The following is a 16,675-nucleotide window of genomic DNA, read 5'->3' on the forward strand; positions in this document are numbered from 1 at the left end:
CGCAGCCCCCCTGAAAAAAGTTTTATTGATCCCACCACAGATGATCTGCCAGTGAATTCACTTCCGGGATACTACCAGGATTAGTGCTCACCTCTGAAGCAGGATATCCCACCCTTCTGATAAATGTTGACAGCAACGCATTCTTCGGCAATACAAAATCTTTGTACTGGTAATCTGATCTGCGTGCATCCGTCCACGTTTCAGGATGCAGGAAAGTAGCTACGTACTTTTCTTTGAAGATCAGGGTTTTGGTAAACGCCCCTGCTCCCACTGCCACTACCGGGTTAGCCAGGTAAGCAGCTTTGTTGACCGCACTCACGCCCAGCTTATCCATATTGGCTGCTATACCATCCAGGTAAGCCTGGTAAGAACGGGCCTTATCAGTAGAAAAGGTTGCTTCTGCTTCTATAAACTTCATCTCTGCATAGCTGAGCAGGATCAGCGGGGCGCCGCTGCGGGAATAAAACCCGTTTACAGACAGGTAACACTCATCCCTGGTAGTACCGGTACCTACACGTCCGGCGCCATTCACCGTACCCCGGTAATCACCGTAACGGGTAGTGTCAGAGATCAGTGGCAAACGGGGGTCGAATACTCCGTAAGTTGTTCCGTCAAGGGCATTGATGAAAGTAGCGCTCAGCCAGCCATCCAGCAGGCCGCCGGCATTATTCCTTGCTACCGAATTCCACGGACTTAAATTCGTGAAACGCGTCACCTGCGCATCGTCACTGTTACTGTCATACGCCTTATCCAGGGCAGCCAGGATAGCAGCCGGATCGTAAGAGGATAGTTTGCTCAACCTGTTCAACAACCTTGCCTTAAGCGCATAGCCGGTTTTGATCCAGGCGCTTTTCACTCCGTTATGGATCAGGTCGTAACTGGCGTCCAGCGTTACCTGCGGATCAGCCTGGTTCAGAGAAGCAATGCCCTGGTCTATCAGGCTGAGACAGGTATCATAAAGCGCCTGTGCCTTGTCATACTTAGGTTTCAGTATCTCTCCATTTGTCCATGCTTCAGAATATGGTGCATCTCCAAAAAGATCGGTTAGCAGGCTCATATTCATCGCTTCCAGGATCTTTCCTACTCCAAGGTGCTCATAAGCGTTTTTACTGACCGCAAGGGCCTCCATTTGCTTAATATCGTTAAGATTAAGATAGATTCCCCTCCAGGTACTGCTCCTGTCTACATCATCATACACATCAGACCCACTGCCGGCATTAGGCGATGCCAGCTGCTGCACATAGTAGGAAGTAAAATTCGAGGCATTGAAGACATTCAGGCCGGCAGAATATGTTGTACCTGCCAGCAGACCGTTGATAGGCGGCTTTTCCGTCAGGTTGGGATTGGTCTGGTTAACGTCAAGGTAACCTTTGGTACAGGACGACAAAAAAAGACCAAGTCCTGCCGCCAGCGCTATAATAGATAGTTTGAGTTTCATGTTGTCTGGTTTAGAATTGAAGATTCAGGCTGAACAAAAAGCTCCTGGTAGCAGGGTACGTAAACCCGGAAAAGCTGTCAGACGCATTACTGCCGGCACCGGTAGAGCTGGTTTCAGGATCAAATCCAGTATACTTTGTGCTCAGCCAGAGATTGTTTCCTGTAAAAGATACCGTAGCGCTCCTGATAGTCTTTGTAGTACTCAGCCAGCTACCCGGCAGGGTATATGCCAGGGAAACAGTACGCAGCCTTACCCATGAGGCATTTTCAATGAAGTTCTCACTGGAGCCCCTGTAGACATTACGGTAAAAACCGGCTCCGTAATCCACTCCATCAGGGCCGGTTGCCTGGCCCAGGTAAACAGCTTTGGTATTAGCAGTACCATCTGCCAGCACACCCTTAAACACAATGGTCTGGTCCCTGTTCTCCGTCATTTTGGATTCTCCGAATGCAGACTGGAAATTGGCCAGCTGGTTGTATTTGTATTGTCCCTGGCGTACGTCAAGCAGAATGGAGAGTGACAGGTCCTTATAACGGAACGAATGCAGCGTACTGCCTATCCATTCAGGCAGGGCACTGCCCAGGTAACGCTGGTTAGAAGCATCGTCCAGAACAGGGAAACCATTGGCGCCTATCAGTAGGGGAAGATCTTTTTCCAGTACGGTAGGATCGTCCGGCTTATTGCTATAGTAACGTTTGTAGGTACGGCCATACAGCGCACCATATGCCTTGCCGGGCACCAGTTTGCTGGTAACGGTAGAGTTCAGATAACCGGACTGACTGGAGATAATGATCTCACCGCCCAGCGCTTCATTCACCCTTACTACCCTGTTCTTGTTAGTGGAAAAATTGATCCTGAAGTCCCAGCTGAAATCCTTTGTACGTACAGGCATGGCAGATAATGTCAGCTCCAGGCCCTTATTGCTGATCTCTCCGGCATTTACATATGCCCTGTCAAAACCGGTAGTGGTAGATACGTTTACGGGCACCAGCAGGTCTTTACTCTTCTGTTGATAAACCGCGGCTTCCAGTCCCAGTCTGTTGTCCAGGAAGCGCAGCTCTGCCCCTATCTCCGCAGTTTGTGTGAACTCCGGACGCAGGTTAGGATTGCCTAATACCCTGCTCTGGTAGAATGGTACAGTAGAACCTATCACCGTACCGGTCTGGTAACCGTTGGTAATGGCATAAGCATCGCCATCCTTACCTATTTTGGCGTAAGATACCTTCAGCTTACCACTGCTCCACCATACAGGCAGTTTGAACATATCGCTGAAAATGTAACTGAGGCTGGCGGAAGGATAGAAATAGCTGCGATTATTTTTTGATAATGTTGATGTCAGGTCATTTCTTCCTGTAAGCTCCAGGAACAGGTAATTATTAAAGCCCAGGGTGAGGTCTGCAAAGTATCCATAGTTCCTGTAATCATAGATATATGATTTGCCTATCACTCTTTTTGCATTGCCTAACAGGAAGAGGTCAGGTACAACCAGTGTATCTCCTTCTGCGCTGTTACGCCTGATGCGCTGATCGCGGAGGTCATGTCCCAGCTTCAGATCTACAGAGAACTTTTCCTTGAAAGTATGTGTGATATTGGTCATGAACGTAGATGTGATGATACGGTTACGTCCATTGTACTCGTTGATAAAACCATACCTGTTGTCGTTCAGGTTAGGCGCCTCTCCTACCAGTCCCAGAGGGCCCGGCGCCCGGTGTGTGATACCCGTGGTATAGAAGTCGTTCCCGAAACGGTAGTTGAAGCTCAGCCATTTCAGAGGCGTATAAGTAATAAACGCACTGGCAATGGTACGGTTCACATTATCCTTGTACCTGTTGGAATACAGCGTGTATATAGGGTTATTGGTACCACTGCTGTAGGTCTGTTGCGTACCATCTGGTTTAAGATAGTCTTTCATATCCCACCTGGGCGACCAGTAAATGATCTGCTCTCCATAGCGGTCAGCATTGGCCCTGGTACCGCCTGAATTGATATAGTTCAATGCAGCTCCGGCGCTGATCTTATCACTGAGTTTGAACTGGGCGTTTAACCGGCCATTGTAGCTGGTGAAGTCACTGAAAGGAATGACCCCGTTCTGATCAAAATAGGATAATGATCCCATCAGCCGTGCACGTTCTGTTCCACCTCCCAGGTTAATGGTATGCCTTGTCTGCATACCGGTTTTGAATGCCTGTTTATAGTTGTTGTATAGTTTAGCAGGATGTGTGGGGTCTTGTTGCCTGGCTGCTTCTACTGTGGGTCCCCAGGTAGGCCAGAAGCTGGTGCTGTCATATACTCCAAGGTATCCTTGTGTAAATTTCATTTGTACTTCGGGGATCTTGTTCACGTTCTCAAACCCATACATACCATTATAGCTCACCTGTAGTTTCCCTTCTTTGGCTGATTTTGTTGTGATCAGTATAGCGCCGTTGGCTGCGCGGATGCCATATAGTGCAGTAGCGGCGCCGCCTCTCAGTACAGATACACTTTCTATATCGTCCGGGTTGATGTCTACTGCGCGGTTGCTTAGTCCGCGGGTGGCAGAGCCGGTAGTCGTATCCGTAGTATTATCTATTTCCACTCCATCTACAATGAACAATGGCTGGTTGTTCCTGTCGGCAATAGAGTTAATACCTCTGATGATAATACGCGATCCCTGTCCGGGGCCACCACCGGCGCTGGATATCTGTACACCGGCAACTTTTCCCTGCAGGGCATTTACTACGTTGGGCTGATGGTTTACGTTCAGGTCTTTATTATCTACCTGTTGAATGGCATAACCAAGAGAACGTCTCTCCTTCTTTACGCCGAAGGCGGTTACCACTACTTCATTCAGGTCTTTCAATGAAGATTGCATGGTGACGTTCAATGTTGTCTGTTCCCCCACAGGCAGTTGTTGCGTAGCGTAGCCAACATAGGCGAAAACGAGAGTCGCATTCTCTCCGGTAAGTGTAATTGAATAATCGCCCGAGGCGCTGGTGAAGACATGGTTCCGGGTCCCTTTTTCCAGCACGGCTACTCTTTCCAATGGTTGCCGGGTATCGCCGCCCGATACCTGTCCGTGCACAACTCTCCCTTTTTGTGCAAATACGGTGGGGCAGGCAGCTAAAAGCAGTATTAGCACCAGCCCGGTAGTAATTTTCATAAGCTCTTTTTTTTAGATGAATGATGCATAAAGCACTTGCCTTGCAGGCAGGCTACAGGATTTTGGTTTTACTTTCTTTAATACGGAATAAGTTAACTTTTACATGAGTTCATAGTTCCCTTAACAGATGGTATGACCTTGATAACTTTGTTATTCTATAACAAAATATAAAAAAATTTCTTTCAATGCATTGTGAAGAGATTAATCCGGGCTATGAAAAATAATGATCTCTACACGGCGGTTCTTTCTACGCCCTTCTGCGGTACGGTTATCGGCTACCGGCTGAGTTTCCCCCGCCCCACTCACGAGGCGGATATCATTCCCCAACCCATGTTCCTGCATATACTTAGATACTGCATTAGCACGCCTGAGAGATAGTTGTGCATTATATTCCGGCGTTCCGGAATTATCTGTATGCCCTGTTACCTGCAGCTGTATGCTGCCATTATGGGGAATTTTCTGGATGAGGCTATCCAAAGCATGGTTGAAGGTCATATTCAGCTCGCTGCTGTTAAACCGGAAAAGGATATCCGGTATAATAAGGGTATCTGGCCTGGGCACAGGACGTGGACGTATGCTATCTTTTGCGATAGCCGGCCTGCAAAGGATCATCTCTACCCGGTTGTTATCTCCCCTGCTGGTACCGGTAGTATCATATCTCGGCTGACTTTTACCCATTCCCTGTATATCAAAGTCGTCAAAGCTATATCCCTGGTTATATACCAGGAAACTAGCTACTGCACGGGCTTTATCTACAGAAATGATCTGGTTGTATTCAGGAGAAGCATCCTGCCAGGCATGCCCTACCAGGCGGATACGCATACGGCCTGCACTGCGGTAGGCAGTAAGGGCGGTCTCTATCTGCTGGCGATAGCGGGTATTCAGGCTGGTCCTGTCTGCCGTGAAAAGATCGTCTTTCAGAATAAGGGTATCACAACCTTTGCCTCCGTCCAGCCGCTGCACAACATTCCTTCCCGGTGCATACAGCTCCGGTATAGTATGCCTGTGATGCTCTGCATACAGGAAGCTTATCACATCTATCTTGTTGCTGCAGGGTGCTGGGCCATCAACAGGACTAATACTGATACTATCTATCATCAGCTGGGCATTGCTGTAACCGGTGTATCCTTCCTTGCGCTGTGGGGCCCTGAAATTACCGATAATAAGATGGGTAGCTGGCTGAGTGGCTACATATACCTTTTCCAGCATATACCACGGGTGATTGAGCCGCCAAAGTTTCTTCTGCACATCGTTCTCAGTCAGTTCCATACTGGCCGGCCATTGCAGGCAGGCGGCGCTTTCGGTGAAAATAAAGGCTGTATCAAAACGGATGCCTGCACGTAAAGGGTAGTTCTCTGTATTCATGTAAAAGCGTACCCGGTAGGCATGTCCCTGCTTCAGCGGACAGAGCAGGCGGGTCTGTATATATACCCTGGTATCAGGATTGTCCCTTCCCTCCTGCAATAATGCAACATGATGCTGCCCCTGCAGCGCCGTGCCATTACACAGGTACTTCATTTTTGCTATTTCAGGGGCCACTGCCACCCATGCCGCAGGCGCACAGGGTGCCGTATACTCAGTACAGATATTGACGTCCTCAAAAGATGCATTTGGCACCAGGTTCTGGGCAACGATGTGTAATGTACAGCAACAGCACAATACCAGCAGGATACTTTTTGTTATGTAAGCCAGCATGCACGTGGAATTATTGATATCTTCGTCCATCGAAAACCACTACTAAATTACTACTTATGTTCTTCTTTATTAAATTTCTGATTGGCTTCTGTATCGGTGAACACCTTTATATCCTCTGGCTGGAAATGTTTGCATGGACCACCCGGGCCCCAAAAGTCTTCAAAAGCCTGCCTGCCCATCTCTTTGAGCCTACCAAAACACTGGCCGCCAACCAGGGACTCTACAACGGCTTCCTGGCTGCAGGTCTTATCTGGTCTTTCTTTATCAGCGATCCTGCCTGGTCACTCAATGTTGCTACCTTTTTTCTTATATGCATTGCCGTTGCAGGCATTTATGGCGCCATGACCGCAGGTAAAAAGATATTCTTTGTACAGGCGCTGCCTGCACTTATCACACTTTTACTGATCCTGCTTTCTTAGATTATTCCGCTGTCAGCTCCAGTACATAGCTGGATAAGGCCTCCCGCGGCGATACCTGTAATCCCACCTTCATGAGATAATCTCCTGAATATACCCCGTCATGCCCTGCCCAGGAGCTTTTTCCCCCGGGAAGATTGATCTCCCGTATCCTGTAGCGTTTTCCTGCATCCAGTCCTTCCAGTCTTACAGCAGTGAAAGATTCGCCAAAACGTGTATGCAGGTTATATGAGAACAATACGGCTTTGTTCTTTGTTTCATCTATATACATCAATACGGCCCTGTTCTCATCATAAGGAGAGATAAGCCTGTACTGGCTGCCATGAGCAATTACAGGGTAAAGGCGTTTGTAATCTGCTACCGCCTGCTGACTGAAAGCCCATTCTTCCGGTGTAAATCTATCCAGGTTAATATCATAGCCCAAACGCCCCATCATAGCTACATCTGTACGGAACTTCAGGGATTGTTTACCCCATGTTGTTACGTGACTGGCAATAGTGAAGGAAGGAAAGAAATAAGAATATCCCCATTGAATAAATACCCGTTCAAAACCATCGGTATCATCGCTGGGCCAAAACTCAGTGAAATACGGCAATGCGCCGTAATCTACCCGTCCGCCGCCACCGGAACATAACATGATGGGCAATGCAGGATATTTGGCACGTAAGCGCTTCAGCACTTCGTACAGGCTTTTGGTATATTCAATATACAGACCTGATTGATTGTCTTTCAGGTATGGAGACCAACCATTAGTGATCATACGGTTACAATCCCATTTAATATAAGCTATGTCCGGGTTGGCAGTGAGCATTTTATCCAATACACCGAATACAAAGTCCTGTACTTTAGGGTTGATAAGGTCTAATACCAGCTGATTACGATAGTAGTCTTCATCCCTGTTGGGCAGTTTCAGTACCCAGTCGGGATGTTTCTCATAGAGCTCGCTTTTTGGGTTCACCATTTCCGGTTCTACCCAGATGCCAAATTTTATTTTCCTGGCGGCCGCCTCCTTAACAAGATAGCCAATGCCGTGAGGCAGCTTGGCTTTGTTCTCTTCCCAGTCGCCCAGCCCTGCTTCATCATTATTTCTGGGGAATTTATTGGCAAACCAGCCATCGTCCAGGAGGAAAAGATCTGCACCCAGTTTATGTCCTTCTTCAAACAGTGATGTCAGTTTGCTTTCATTGAAATCAAAATAGGTAGCTTCCCAGTTGTTCAGCAACACCATTCGCGGTGTATCTCCGTTCAGCACTCCGTATTTACTGCCCCACCTGTGAAAGTTACGGCTGGCGGTGCCACGGCCGGTATTGGACCAGGTGAAGATAAAGGCAGGAGTGGTAAATGTTTGTCCCGGCGGTAATTTGTATTGAGAAGCGAAGTTGTTGATACCGGCAATGACGCGCAGGGAGTTCTGCTCATCTACTTCAAAGGCAAAGCGGAAGTTCCCTGTCCATGCCAGCGTGCCGGCAATGAGCTCTCCCTCGTTTTCAGCAGAAGGTTTTCCCAGTGAAACAAAAAAGAAGGGCGCCTGGTACATATCTGCCCGGGTCCCCAGCTTAGTGTCCAGTATCTTGATGCCGCTGGTCAGTTCGTTGTCTTTCATCTTCATTTCTTCTGCCCAGTCGCCATGGAAGTTGGTCAGCCAGTACCGTGGCGCGTCAAAATGCAGCATGGCAGAGGCGAAGTTGGAAAGGGTGAGCGCTGTTTTTTCCTGGTGGCGTATCTCTGTCCAGCTTTTGAAGATGTCTTCTTTATTGTAAGCTGCTATGTGCAGCAATACTTCGAAAGGATATTTCGGATCTTTCAGGGTGATGGTTGTGGAATGCTCATTGCCATCAGCGTGTTCTGTTTTTACTTCCTTGAATAATAATTCCAGGGATGGATTGCCATCAGCATGAGTGACGCCTATAGCCGGTTCGAAAAGGTTATTGGTGCCGGAAGGGATATAAGCTTCATGGCGACCGGCAGGAACAACAGCTTCATCGCCTTGCCGGAGCTTTTCTCCAAGATAGCTTTGATAGAGCTTTCCTTTTTCATTGACGGTGAGGAGTAATTCCAGGTGGTCTGTGGTGACGGCTATCTGCCTGGGTGTCTGCGCGTTGACGCGGAATAGGATGAGTAATGCAATAAGAGCAATAGCTGATGGTTTGATCATAACGTTCAGGACCTTGAATGAGGGGGTAAGCTATTACTTTTTTTTGAGTTTTTAAGGGGGGCTTGCGCCCCCTTAAACTACACATTATACCCACCATCAATGGTCAGTGAAGTACCGGTTATAAAACCACTCTCCTTTCCCGCCAGGTATTCTACCAGTCCGGCAATCTCTTCCACACTGCCATAACGCCCCAATGCCATCATAGTTCTGGCCTCATCTGCATGAGCACCGGTGGCAGGGTTCATATCCGTATCTACAGGACCAGGCTGTACGAGGTTGACTGTAATTCCCCTGGGCCCCAGTTCACGGGCAAGACCTTTGGTAAACCCGGTAAGAGCTGATTTACTCATAGCATACAATGAGGCGCCCGGCATTGCTACACGGTCCGCCATGTTGCTGCCAATGGTAATGATCCTCCCTCCGCTGCCTATATGCTTCAATGCCGCCATAGTAGCCATGAACACAGCTTTTACATTGACATTCATTGTCTGGTCATATTCTTCAGCCGTATGGTCCACCAACAGCTTAAACTGCCCAACACCCGCATTATTTACCAGTATATCTATCCTGCCAAATGCTGCTGCCGCCTGTTCTACTGCGGCTGTTACCGCTTCATGTGAGGCATTATCTGCCTGGATAGCCAGTGCTCTCCTGCCACTTTCCTTTTTAATGGCTGCCACTACTTCTTCCGCCTGGGTTGCAGACTTTACATAGGTGATCACAACATCCGCTCCGGCCATTGCCAGCCTTTTTGCTATAGCGGCGCCCATACCGCGGCTGCCACCTGTTACTAATGCTACTTTGTTTTCAAGATGTTTCATAATAACGTTTTTCGTTAATTGTTTTGCAAAAGTAAGTTGGTAGCTGTACTTTTGTAGGTACTGACATTATTATTAAGTACTGACAAAAATGTAAGTAATGAGAAAGGAAAGCTCAACTAATACATTGAACAGGAATAACATAAACCTGAATTGTGGGATGGCGTACACCCTTGATCTGATAGGTGGCAGATGGAAACCAAACATCCTCTGGATCCTGATGAAAAATGGTAAACTGCGCTACAGCGAGCTGAAAAAAAGCATCCCGGACGTTTCAGAACGTATATTGGTATTACAATTAAGAGAACTGGAGAAAGACGGGCTGATCAAAAGGCTGGTATACGCAGAAGTGCCTCCCCGTGTGGAGTACGAATTAACCAATGACGGGCATTCACTTAAACCCATGTTACAGATCATATCTGACTGGGGGGATGTACATAGACCAAAAAACGGGAATTAATACTATCTTAAAGATCACTCTTTTAAACTAAGACACACTAAAATGGCGTTGGACATATTTTTTACCATCTTCCTGGTACTGCTGAACGGATTCTTCGTTGCGGCAGAATTTGCGATCGTTAAAGTCCGGTCATCGCAGATAGAAGTAAACGCAGGCCGCAGTAAAACGGTCTCGCAGGTGGCAAAAAGCATTATCAATAACCTTGACGGCTATCTTGCCGCTACACAGTTGGGTATCACCCTGGCATCGCTGGGCCTTGGCTGGGTGGGAGAAAAAGTGATGACCACCCTCATCCTTAATATTTTCCACGCATTGGGGCTGAACCTGAACGAGCAGGTTGCACATAACGCGGCATTACCTGTAGCTTTCCTCTCTATCACCATTCTTCATATCGTGTTCGGAGAGCTGGCGCCAAAATCACTCGCCATCCGCAAACCTGTGCCTACCACCTTCACCATTGCACTTCCCCTGAAATTATTTTACGTTGTATTCAGGCCCTTTATCTGGATCCTGAACGGGTTAGCGAACATTATACTCCGCCTGGTAGGAATACGCCCCGTACATGAACATGAAGATATACACACGGAAGAAGAATTACGTGTGATCATTGCCGAAAGCCACCAGGGAGGTGTTATTGAGGAAACAGAAAAAGCGCTTATCCAAAACGTATTCAACCTGGGCGACCGCCACGTATCTACTCTCATGACACCACGTAATGAGGTTGTATGGCTGGATGTAATGGATGCTCCTGAGGTGAATAAAGCTAAAATCCTTACTAAAAAACATACCGTCTATCCCCTTGCAAAAGGAGACCTGGACCATACTACCGGTTTCGTATACTCGAAAGATCTGCTCAGTGATAATTTCAATGGCGTAATTAATAACCTTGAGTCCATCAGCCGTAAACTGCTGGTAGTAACTGTACATAACCGTACATATCAGCTGCTGGAGCTCTTTAAAAGAGAAAGAATATACCAGGCAATGGTTGTAGATGAATTTGGCTCCATTAAAGGGCTTGTTACCATTAACGACATTGTAGACGCACTGGTGGGCGATATATCTGAAACGAACGAGTTTGAGTATGAGGTTATCCGAAATGAGGATGGCAGTATTCTTGTGGATGGCCAGCTGCCTTTCGTAGAGTTCCTGGAGCTGATGGGAATTGATGCAGACCCGCAGCGTATCAACGATACTAATTTTGTTACACTGGGCGGTTTTATATTAGATAAACTGGGAAAAATACCACAGGCCGGAGATAGCATGAAATGGAGAAATCTGAAACTGGAAGTGGTGAAAATGGATCAGCACCGCATTGCAAAAGTGAATATCTGTAATGTAAATAAGGATGATGATAAGGATTAAGATCTTCTTTTTTAATAAAAAAATGCTTTTGCCATTTGACGGCAAAAGCATTTTTTTTGCTGATCCGGAGGTTTATCTCCTGATAACAGTAATAAAGCCTTTCTTAATACCAGCCCCATTACCAAAATCAATGATGTAGTAATATGTTCCTTCCGCCAGCGGACTACCATTTACCGTTGCTCCCCAGTTGTTGGTATAGCCTTTCTTTGTATATACCAGTCTGCCGCTACGGTCAAATATCTTCACCTCGTTGTTGGGGAACATATCTATGTTCCTGACAATCCAGTAGTCATTGATACCATCGCCATTGGGAGTGAGAATATTAGTAGCGCCAACTGCCTCCAGGTCGTCTTTTACCTCAAGGGTAAATGTCTGGGTACTGCTTCTGCCGTATTGATTTGAGCCTGTAACAGTGTAAGTAGTAGTGACGGATGGGCGGACGGTCAGTACAGAGGTGTTCTCTCCGCTAACAATGCCATTGGCTGCCAACCATTGATAAGTATTCGCTCCGCCAGCTGTCAGCAGCACTGTTTCTCCTTTACTGATGCTGTTCCCTTTATTGCTTTCAATCACAATCACCGGAAGAGGATTGTCGAGGATTGTCAGTTGCTGAGAAACCGGTGTGGCCGCCGTGTAATTGACGTTGCCATCCTGGCTGGCAGTGATTATAACGGTTCCTGCCTGCAGGATCTCCACCTGGTTGCCATTGACGATCCTGGCTATAGCAGAGTTACTGCTGGTATAGATAACAGGTAACCCGGACGTAGCTGTTGCCGTTAATGTAAAGGTGCCATCTGTAGAGAGTTTATCTTCAAGCGCTTCGAAGTCAATATGCTGATTAGAAGAGGTGATGGTCAGCGTACCATCCACAAAGCTGATATCATAATTTTGTGATGTTGCCCCACCTGCCCTGATAGGGTAAGTCCCTACCGGAGAGTTAATATCAGCTGTAGTAGTTAATACAACAGGCGTATTCAGTACAGTCTCATTATCTGTACCGGTAAATCCTGTATAAGTTGCACTCAGTATAGGGTTTGCTGTACCGAATACTTTATTCTTATCGTCAGCTGAGATGGTCAGTGACTTTTTCTTAATGGTAAGATCAGCGGCTGTATAATTTAATATGTAATTCTGACCCAGGCTCAACGTGTTTTGGTTGATACTGTATGTACCAACGTTTTCACCGGCGGTTCTGCTTAATGTACCGGCAAAGGCATCTCCTGTTATCAAAGCTGGTGTGAATGTATAAGTAAGGGCAGGATCTGTATCGCCGTAGGTTTTGTTTTGAGCATTAGCTGTAACAGTGATTACTTTGGCCCCTATGGTCAAATCAGCACCAGTGTAGCTCAATACATAGTTACTATTTAATGAGAGAGTATTCCGATTGATGCTGTAAGTACCAATACTTTCTCCCACAGTTCGGCTCAATATGCCTGTAAACGCATCTCCTGTTATAAGAGCCGGTGCGAAAGTGTAAGTGAGTGCAGGATCAGTATCGCCGTAGGTTTTGTTTTGAGCATCAGCAGTTACAACAACTGTCTTTTTGCCTATTGTCAGATCTGCACTGGCATAGTTCAATACATAGTTGCTGTTTAACGAGAGGGAATTCTGATTGATAGCGTAAGTACCAATACTTTCTCCGGCGGTTCTGCTCAACGCACCTGTAAAGCCGTCACCTGTTACCAGAGCTGGTGCAACAGTATAAGTGAACACAGGATCAGCATCGCCGTAGGTTTTGCTTTGAGCATTAGCAGTAACAACAACTGTCTTTTCACCTATTGTCAGATCAGCGCTGGTATAGTTCAATATATAGTTATTGTTTAAGGAAAGAGTATTTTGATTGATTGCGTAAGTACCAACACCCTCTCCGGCAGTTCGGCTTAATGTACCGGTAAAAGCGTCACCTGTTATAAGAGCCGGTGCAACAGTATAAGTGAACGCAGGATCAGCATCGCCGTAGGTCTTGTTTTGAGCATTAGCAGTTACAGCAACTGTCTTTTTACCTATTGTTAAATCAGCACTTATATAGTTTAAGTCATAATTACTACTTAAAGCAAGAGTACTTTGATTGATAGCGTAAGTACCAAAATTTTCTCCGGCCGCCCTGCTTAACGTACCGGTGAAGGCATCTCCGGTTACAAGCGCAGGAGTAAAAGTATATGTGAGTGCCGGATCAGTATCCCCGTAGGTTTTGCTTTTAGCACCAGCAGTAACGGTAATTGCTTTTGCTCCAATCGTCAGTAAATCGGTGGTATAGATCAGGGTATAGTTGCTATTTAACGAGAGCGTGTTCTGATCAATGGTGTATGAACCAACGCTTTCTCCGGCGGTCCTGCTTAATGTACCTGCAAACCCATCTCCTGCTAAAAGTGACGGTGTGAAAGTATAAGTGAGCGCCGGATCAGCATCGCCATAAGTTTTACTTTTGGCATCTGCCGTAACTGCAATTATCCTCCGGGTTATTGTCAGATCAGCATCGTAATAATCCAATATATAGTTGCTGTTTAACGCAAGCGAGTATTGTTTGATATTGTAAGTACCGATATTCTCTCCCGCCATTCTTTTCAATGTGCCTGTAAACGCATCTCCGGTCACAAGCGCAGGTGTAAATGTATAAGTAAGTACGGGATCAGCATCACCATAACCTTTACGCTGATCATCGGCTGTGACGGTGATGGTCTTTTTACCGATGGTTAAATTTGCACCGGTATAATTCAACACATAGTTGCTATTCAACGTAAGGGTATTCTTAATGATGGTATAGAGGCCAGCATTCTCTCCGGCGGCCCTCCCCAATGTGCCCGTAAAGGCATCTCCTGTTACCAGGGCAGGTGTAAATGTATAGGTGAGTACAGGATCAGCATCACCGTATGTTTTACTTTGAGCGTTGGCTGTAACAGTAATTGTTTTTGTACCTATCGTCAGATCAGCACCGGTATAGTTCAGTATATAGTTACCGCTTAAAGCGAGGGTATTTTGATTGATGGCGTATGCACCAATGTTCTCTCCGGCTGCCCGGCTTAATGTGCCCGTAAAGGCATCTCCGGCTACAAGAGCTGGAGTGAAAGTATATGTAAGCGCCGGATCAGCATCACCGTAAGTTTTGCTTTGAGCATTAGCTGTTACAGTAATGCTCTTTTTATTTACGACCAGCGTCCGTATTACATCTGCTGCGGCATCGTAGTTTGCATTGCCTGCCTGGCTGGCCGTAATAGTAGTAGTGCCTGCAGCAAGAATGGTAACAGTGCCGTTACTGATGGTAGCTACAGTAGTATTGGAGCTGGTAAAGGTTAAAGGGTTGCCTGACGCCCCTCCATATGCCGGCAGGTTGAAAGGATCATCACCATAAGTGCTGTTTGACAAGGCTGTAAATGTAATGGTCTGTGTTTCACGCCTCGTTACCGTAACGGTGTATATTTTAACAGTAGTACCATCGGCAGCAGTAACTTTTACATCAATTGTATTACTACCCACATTCAGCGCCAAAGGGCCTGAGGCATTACCTGCTGCCACGTTTGTGTATCCACCCCCATTCACCTGTACAGCTACAGTAGCATTCGCTTCTGCCTGCACCGGCGTAACTGTGATACTACCAACAGTATTGCCCACACTTGCTGTATAAGCAGTGGTGCCTGAATTGAAGGCAGGCAATAAGGTCCCCGAACTAAGGGCCAATGCAGACAGATCAGCATTATCAGACAGATATCTGAATACCCATGTGGCGCCCATATTTGAATTATCCATATTACCGCCTGAAATAAAGGTATTTCCATCGGCGCTAAGTGATACAGACATACCCTGAGTAGCTGTTCCCACATTACCCGTACCAACCCGTTTGTTACCCTGCTGAGTCCAGGTAGTTCCGCTTCTTGTGTATACCCATGCAGCTCCTTCACTGGAGTTATCGGTCGCTCCTCCTACTACTGCAGTATTACCATCAGCACTGAGTGATACGGAATAGCCCAGGGAACCGGGACTTAAAATATCTGTAGCTGTAAGTTTACTGCCTTGCTGCGACCAGGAAGTACCACTTCTGACAAATACCCATGCAGCACCAATACCGCCATTATCACCAAATCCACCTACAATAGCTGTATTGCCATCAGCATTGATCGATACAGTCTGTCCCTGATGTGGATTTCCACTACTACCCGTACCTAACAGTTTACTGCCCTGCTGCGACCAGGAAGTACCACTTCTGACAAATATCCATGCGGCCCCCTTAGTACTATTATCAGATTCTCCTCCCACAATTGCAGTATTACCATCACTACTGAGCGATACGGAAGTTCCCTGATTCGGATTTCCAATACCACCGGTGCCTACCAGTTTGTTGCCCTGCTGCGACCAGGTAGTACCGCTCCTGACAAATACCCACGTAGCCCCTATACCACTGTTATCAGACTTTCCACCTACCAGGGCAGTATTGCCATCAGCACTGAGCGCCACAGAATACCCCTGAAACGCAGTTCCGGTATTCCCGGTACCTACCAGCTTGTTACCTTGTTGGGTCCAGGTCGTGCCATTCCTGACAAATATCCACGCAGCGCCCATATTGGCATTATCAGTAATTCCGCCCAATATAACGGTGTTACCATCAGCGCTAATGCCAACTGACCGGCCCTGACTGATATAAGTTCCTGTTGCCCCCGTTCCGACCAGCTTATTGCCCTGCTGGGACCAGGTCCCTCCGCTACGGGTGAAGATCCATGCCGCCCCCATTCCATTGTTATCGGAATATCCGCCCACAACAGCAGTATTACCATCAGCACTAAGAGCCACAGCTGTTCCCTGTAGTGCTGTTCCTGCATTCCCCGTACCTACCAGTTTACTACCTTGCTGTACATTGGGCGCTGGCGAAATAGTTATAATAAAATTACTGCTGCTGGTTGCTGTACCGGCAGCCGTTGTAACAGATATGCTGCCTGTTACAGCTCCCGCCATGACCATAGCTACAAGGCTGCTGCCTGTATTAGAGACTGCAATCGCAGCTTTTCCTCCAATACTTAGTGCTGTAAGACCGGATAGATCAGTCCCCGTTATCGTTACCAATGTACCTACCGGGCCTAAAGCCGGGGTAAATGAAGCAATAGAAGGTGCAGCCCGCCCCGCTAAAGGCTTTGCTGTACTTATTATGCTGCATCCTGTAAATAAGAGGAAAATTAAAATTCTCTTCATCATATAACTTTATA

General features: G+C 46.9%; 9 protein-coding genes. 3 read left to right on the plus strand and 6 right to left on the minus strand.

The window, feature by feature from the left end:
- Nucleotides 1–22: 22 nt before the first annotated feature.
- The 3 genes from GO493_RS23815 to GO493_RS23825 form a co-directional block, all read right to left on the minus strand.
- Nucleotides 23–1,438, minus strand: coding sequence for a SusD/RagB family nutrient-binding outer membrane lipoprotein (locus GO493_RS23815; RefSeq protein ID WP_157308738.1), 1,416 nt, complete (start codon nucleotides 1,436–1,438; stop codon nucleotides 23–25).
- Nucleotides 1,439–1,448: 10 nt separating this feature from the next.
- Entirely contained in the window at nucleotides 1,449–4,577 is a 3,129-nt protein-coding gene (locus GO493_RS23820) for a SusC/RagA family TonB-linked outer membrane protein (protein ID WP_157308739.1), read from the minus strand.
- A gap of 201 nt (nucleotides 4,578–4,778) precedes the next feature.
- Nucleotides 4,779–6,302: an OmpA family protein gene (locus GO493_RS23825; protein WP_157308740.1), complete on the minus strand. Its 1,524-nt coding sequence runs from the start codon at nucleotides 6,300–6,302 to the stop codon at nucleotides 4,779–4,781.
- A gap of 26 nt (nucleotides 6,303–6,328) precedes the next feature.
- Between GO493_RS23825 and GO493_RS23830 the strand changes: the two genes are divergently transcribed.
- Nucleotides 6,329–6,691, plus strand: coding sequence for a DUF1304 domain-containing protein (locus GO493_RS23830; RefSeq protein ID WP_157308741.1), 363 nt, complete (start codon nucleotides 6,329–6,331; stop codon nucleotides 6,689–6,691).
- 1 nt (nucleotide 6,692) lies between these two features.
- Here GO493_RS23830 and GO493_RS23835 read toward each other — a convergent pair whose 3' ends face one another.
- On the minus strand, nucleotides 6,693–8,843 hold the full coding sequence (locus tag GO493_RS23835; RefSeq protein ID WP_157308742.1) for an alpha-galactosidase: 2,151 nt from the start codon (nucleotides 8,841–8,843) through the stop codon (nucleotides 6,693–6,695).
- Nucleotides 8,844–8,920: 77 nt separating this feature from the next.
- Nucleotides 8,921–9,664, minus strand: a complete 744-nt coding sequence (locus GO493_RS23840; protein WP_157308743.1) for an SDR family NAD(P)-dependent oxidoreductase — start codon at nucleotides 9,662–9,664, stop codon at nucleotides 8,921–8,923.
- Between the two features lie 97 nt (nucleotides 9,665–9,761).
- On the opposite strand from GO493_RS23840, the gene GO493_RS23845 reads away from it, so the two are divergent.
- The gene (locus GO493_RS23845) at nucleotides 9,762–10,121 is read left to right on the plus strand and encodes a winged helix-turn-helix transcriptional regulator (RefSeq protein WP_157308744.1); all 360 of its coding nucleotides are present in this window, start codon (nucleotides 9,762–9,764) and stop codon (nucleotides 10,119–10,121) included.
- Between the two features lie 42 nt (nucleotides 10,122–10,163).
- Nucleotides 10,164–11,483: a hemolysin family protein gene (locus GO493_RS23850; RefSeq protein ID WP_157308745.1), complete on the plus strand. Its 1,320-nt coding sequence runs from the start codon at nucleotides 10,164–10,166 to the stop codon at nucleotides 11,481–11,483.
- Between the two features lie 72 nt (nucleotides 11,484–11,555).
- On the opposite strand, the gene GO493_RS23855 is transcribed toward GO493_RS23850, so the two are convergent.
- A complete protein-coding gene (locus tag GO493_RS23855; protein WP_198315816.1) occupies nucleotides 11,556–16,661 on the minus strand; it encodes an MBG domain-containing protein in 5,106 nt (1,701 codons plus the stop codon).
- Nucleotides 16,662–16,675 lie beyond the last annotated feature (14 nt).

Origin of the sequence: Chitinophaga tropicalis, from assembly GCF_009758205.1 — a bacterium.
Classification (GTDB): domain Bacteria; phylum Bacteroidota; class Bacteroidia; order Chitinophagales; family Chitinophagaceae; genus Chitinophaga; species Chitinophaga tropicalis.

Excerpts from the sequence above, each read along its gene's own strand:
- GO493_RS23850 (WP_157308745.1), top strand. The coding sequence starts at position 10,164 with ATGGCGTTGGACATATTTTTTACCATCTTCCTGGTACTGCTGAACGGA.
- GO493_RS23830 (WP_157308741.1), top strand. The coding sequence starts at position 6,329 with ATGTTCTTCTTTATTAAATTTCTGATTGGCTTCTGTATCGGTGAACAC.
- GO493_RS23840 (WP_157308743.1), bottom strand. The coding sequence starts at position 9,664 with ATGAAACATCTTGAAAACAAAGTAGCATTAGTAACAGGTGGCAGCCGC.
- GO493_RS23835 (WP_157308742.1), bottom strand. The coding sequence starts at position 8,843 with ATGATCAAACCATCAGCTATTGCTCTTATTGCATTACTCATCCTATTC.
- GO493_RS23815 (WP_157308738.1), bottom strand. The coding sequence starts at position 1,438 with ATGAAACTCAAACTATCTATTATAGCGCTGGCGGCAGGACTTGGTCTT.
- GO493_RS23820 (WP_157308739.1), bottom strand. The coding sequence starts at position 4,577 with ATGAAAATTACTACCGGGCTGGTGCTAATACTGCTTTTAGCTGCCTGC.
- GO493_RS23855 (WP_198315816.1), bottom strand. The coding sequence starts at position 16,661 with ATGAAGAGAATTTTAATTTTCCTCTTATTTACAGGATGCAGCATAATA.
- GO493_RS23825 (WP_157308740.1), bottom strand. The coding sequence starts at position 6,302 with ATGGACGAAGATATCAATAATTCCACGTGCATGCTGGCTTACATAACA.
- GO493_RS23845 (WP_157308744.1), top strand. The coding sequence starts at position 9,762 with ATGAGAAAGGAAAGCTCAACTAATACATTGAACAGGAATAACATAAAC.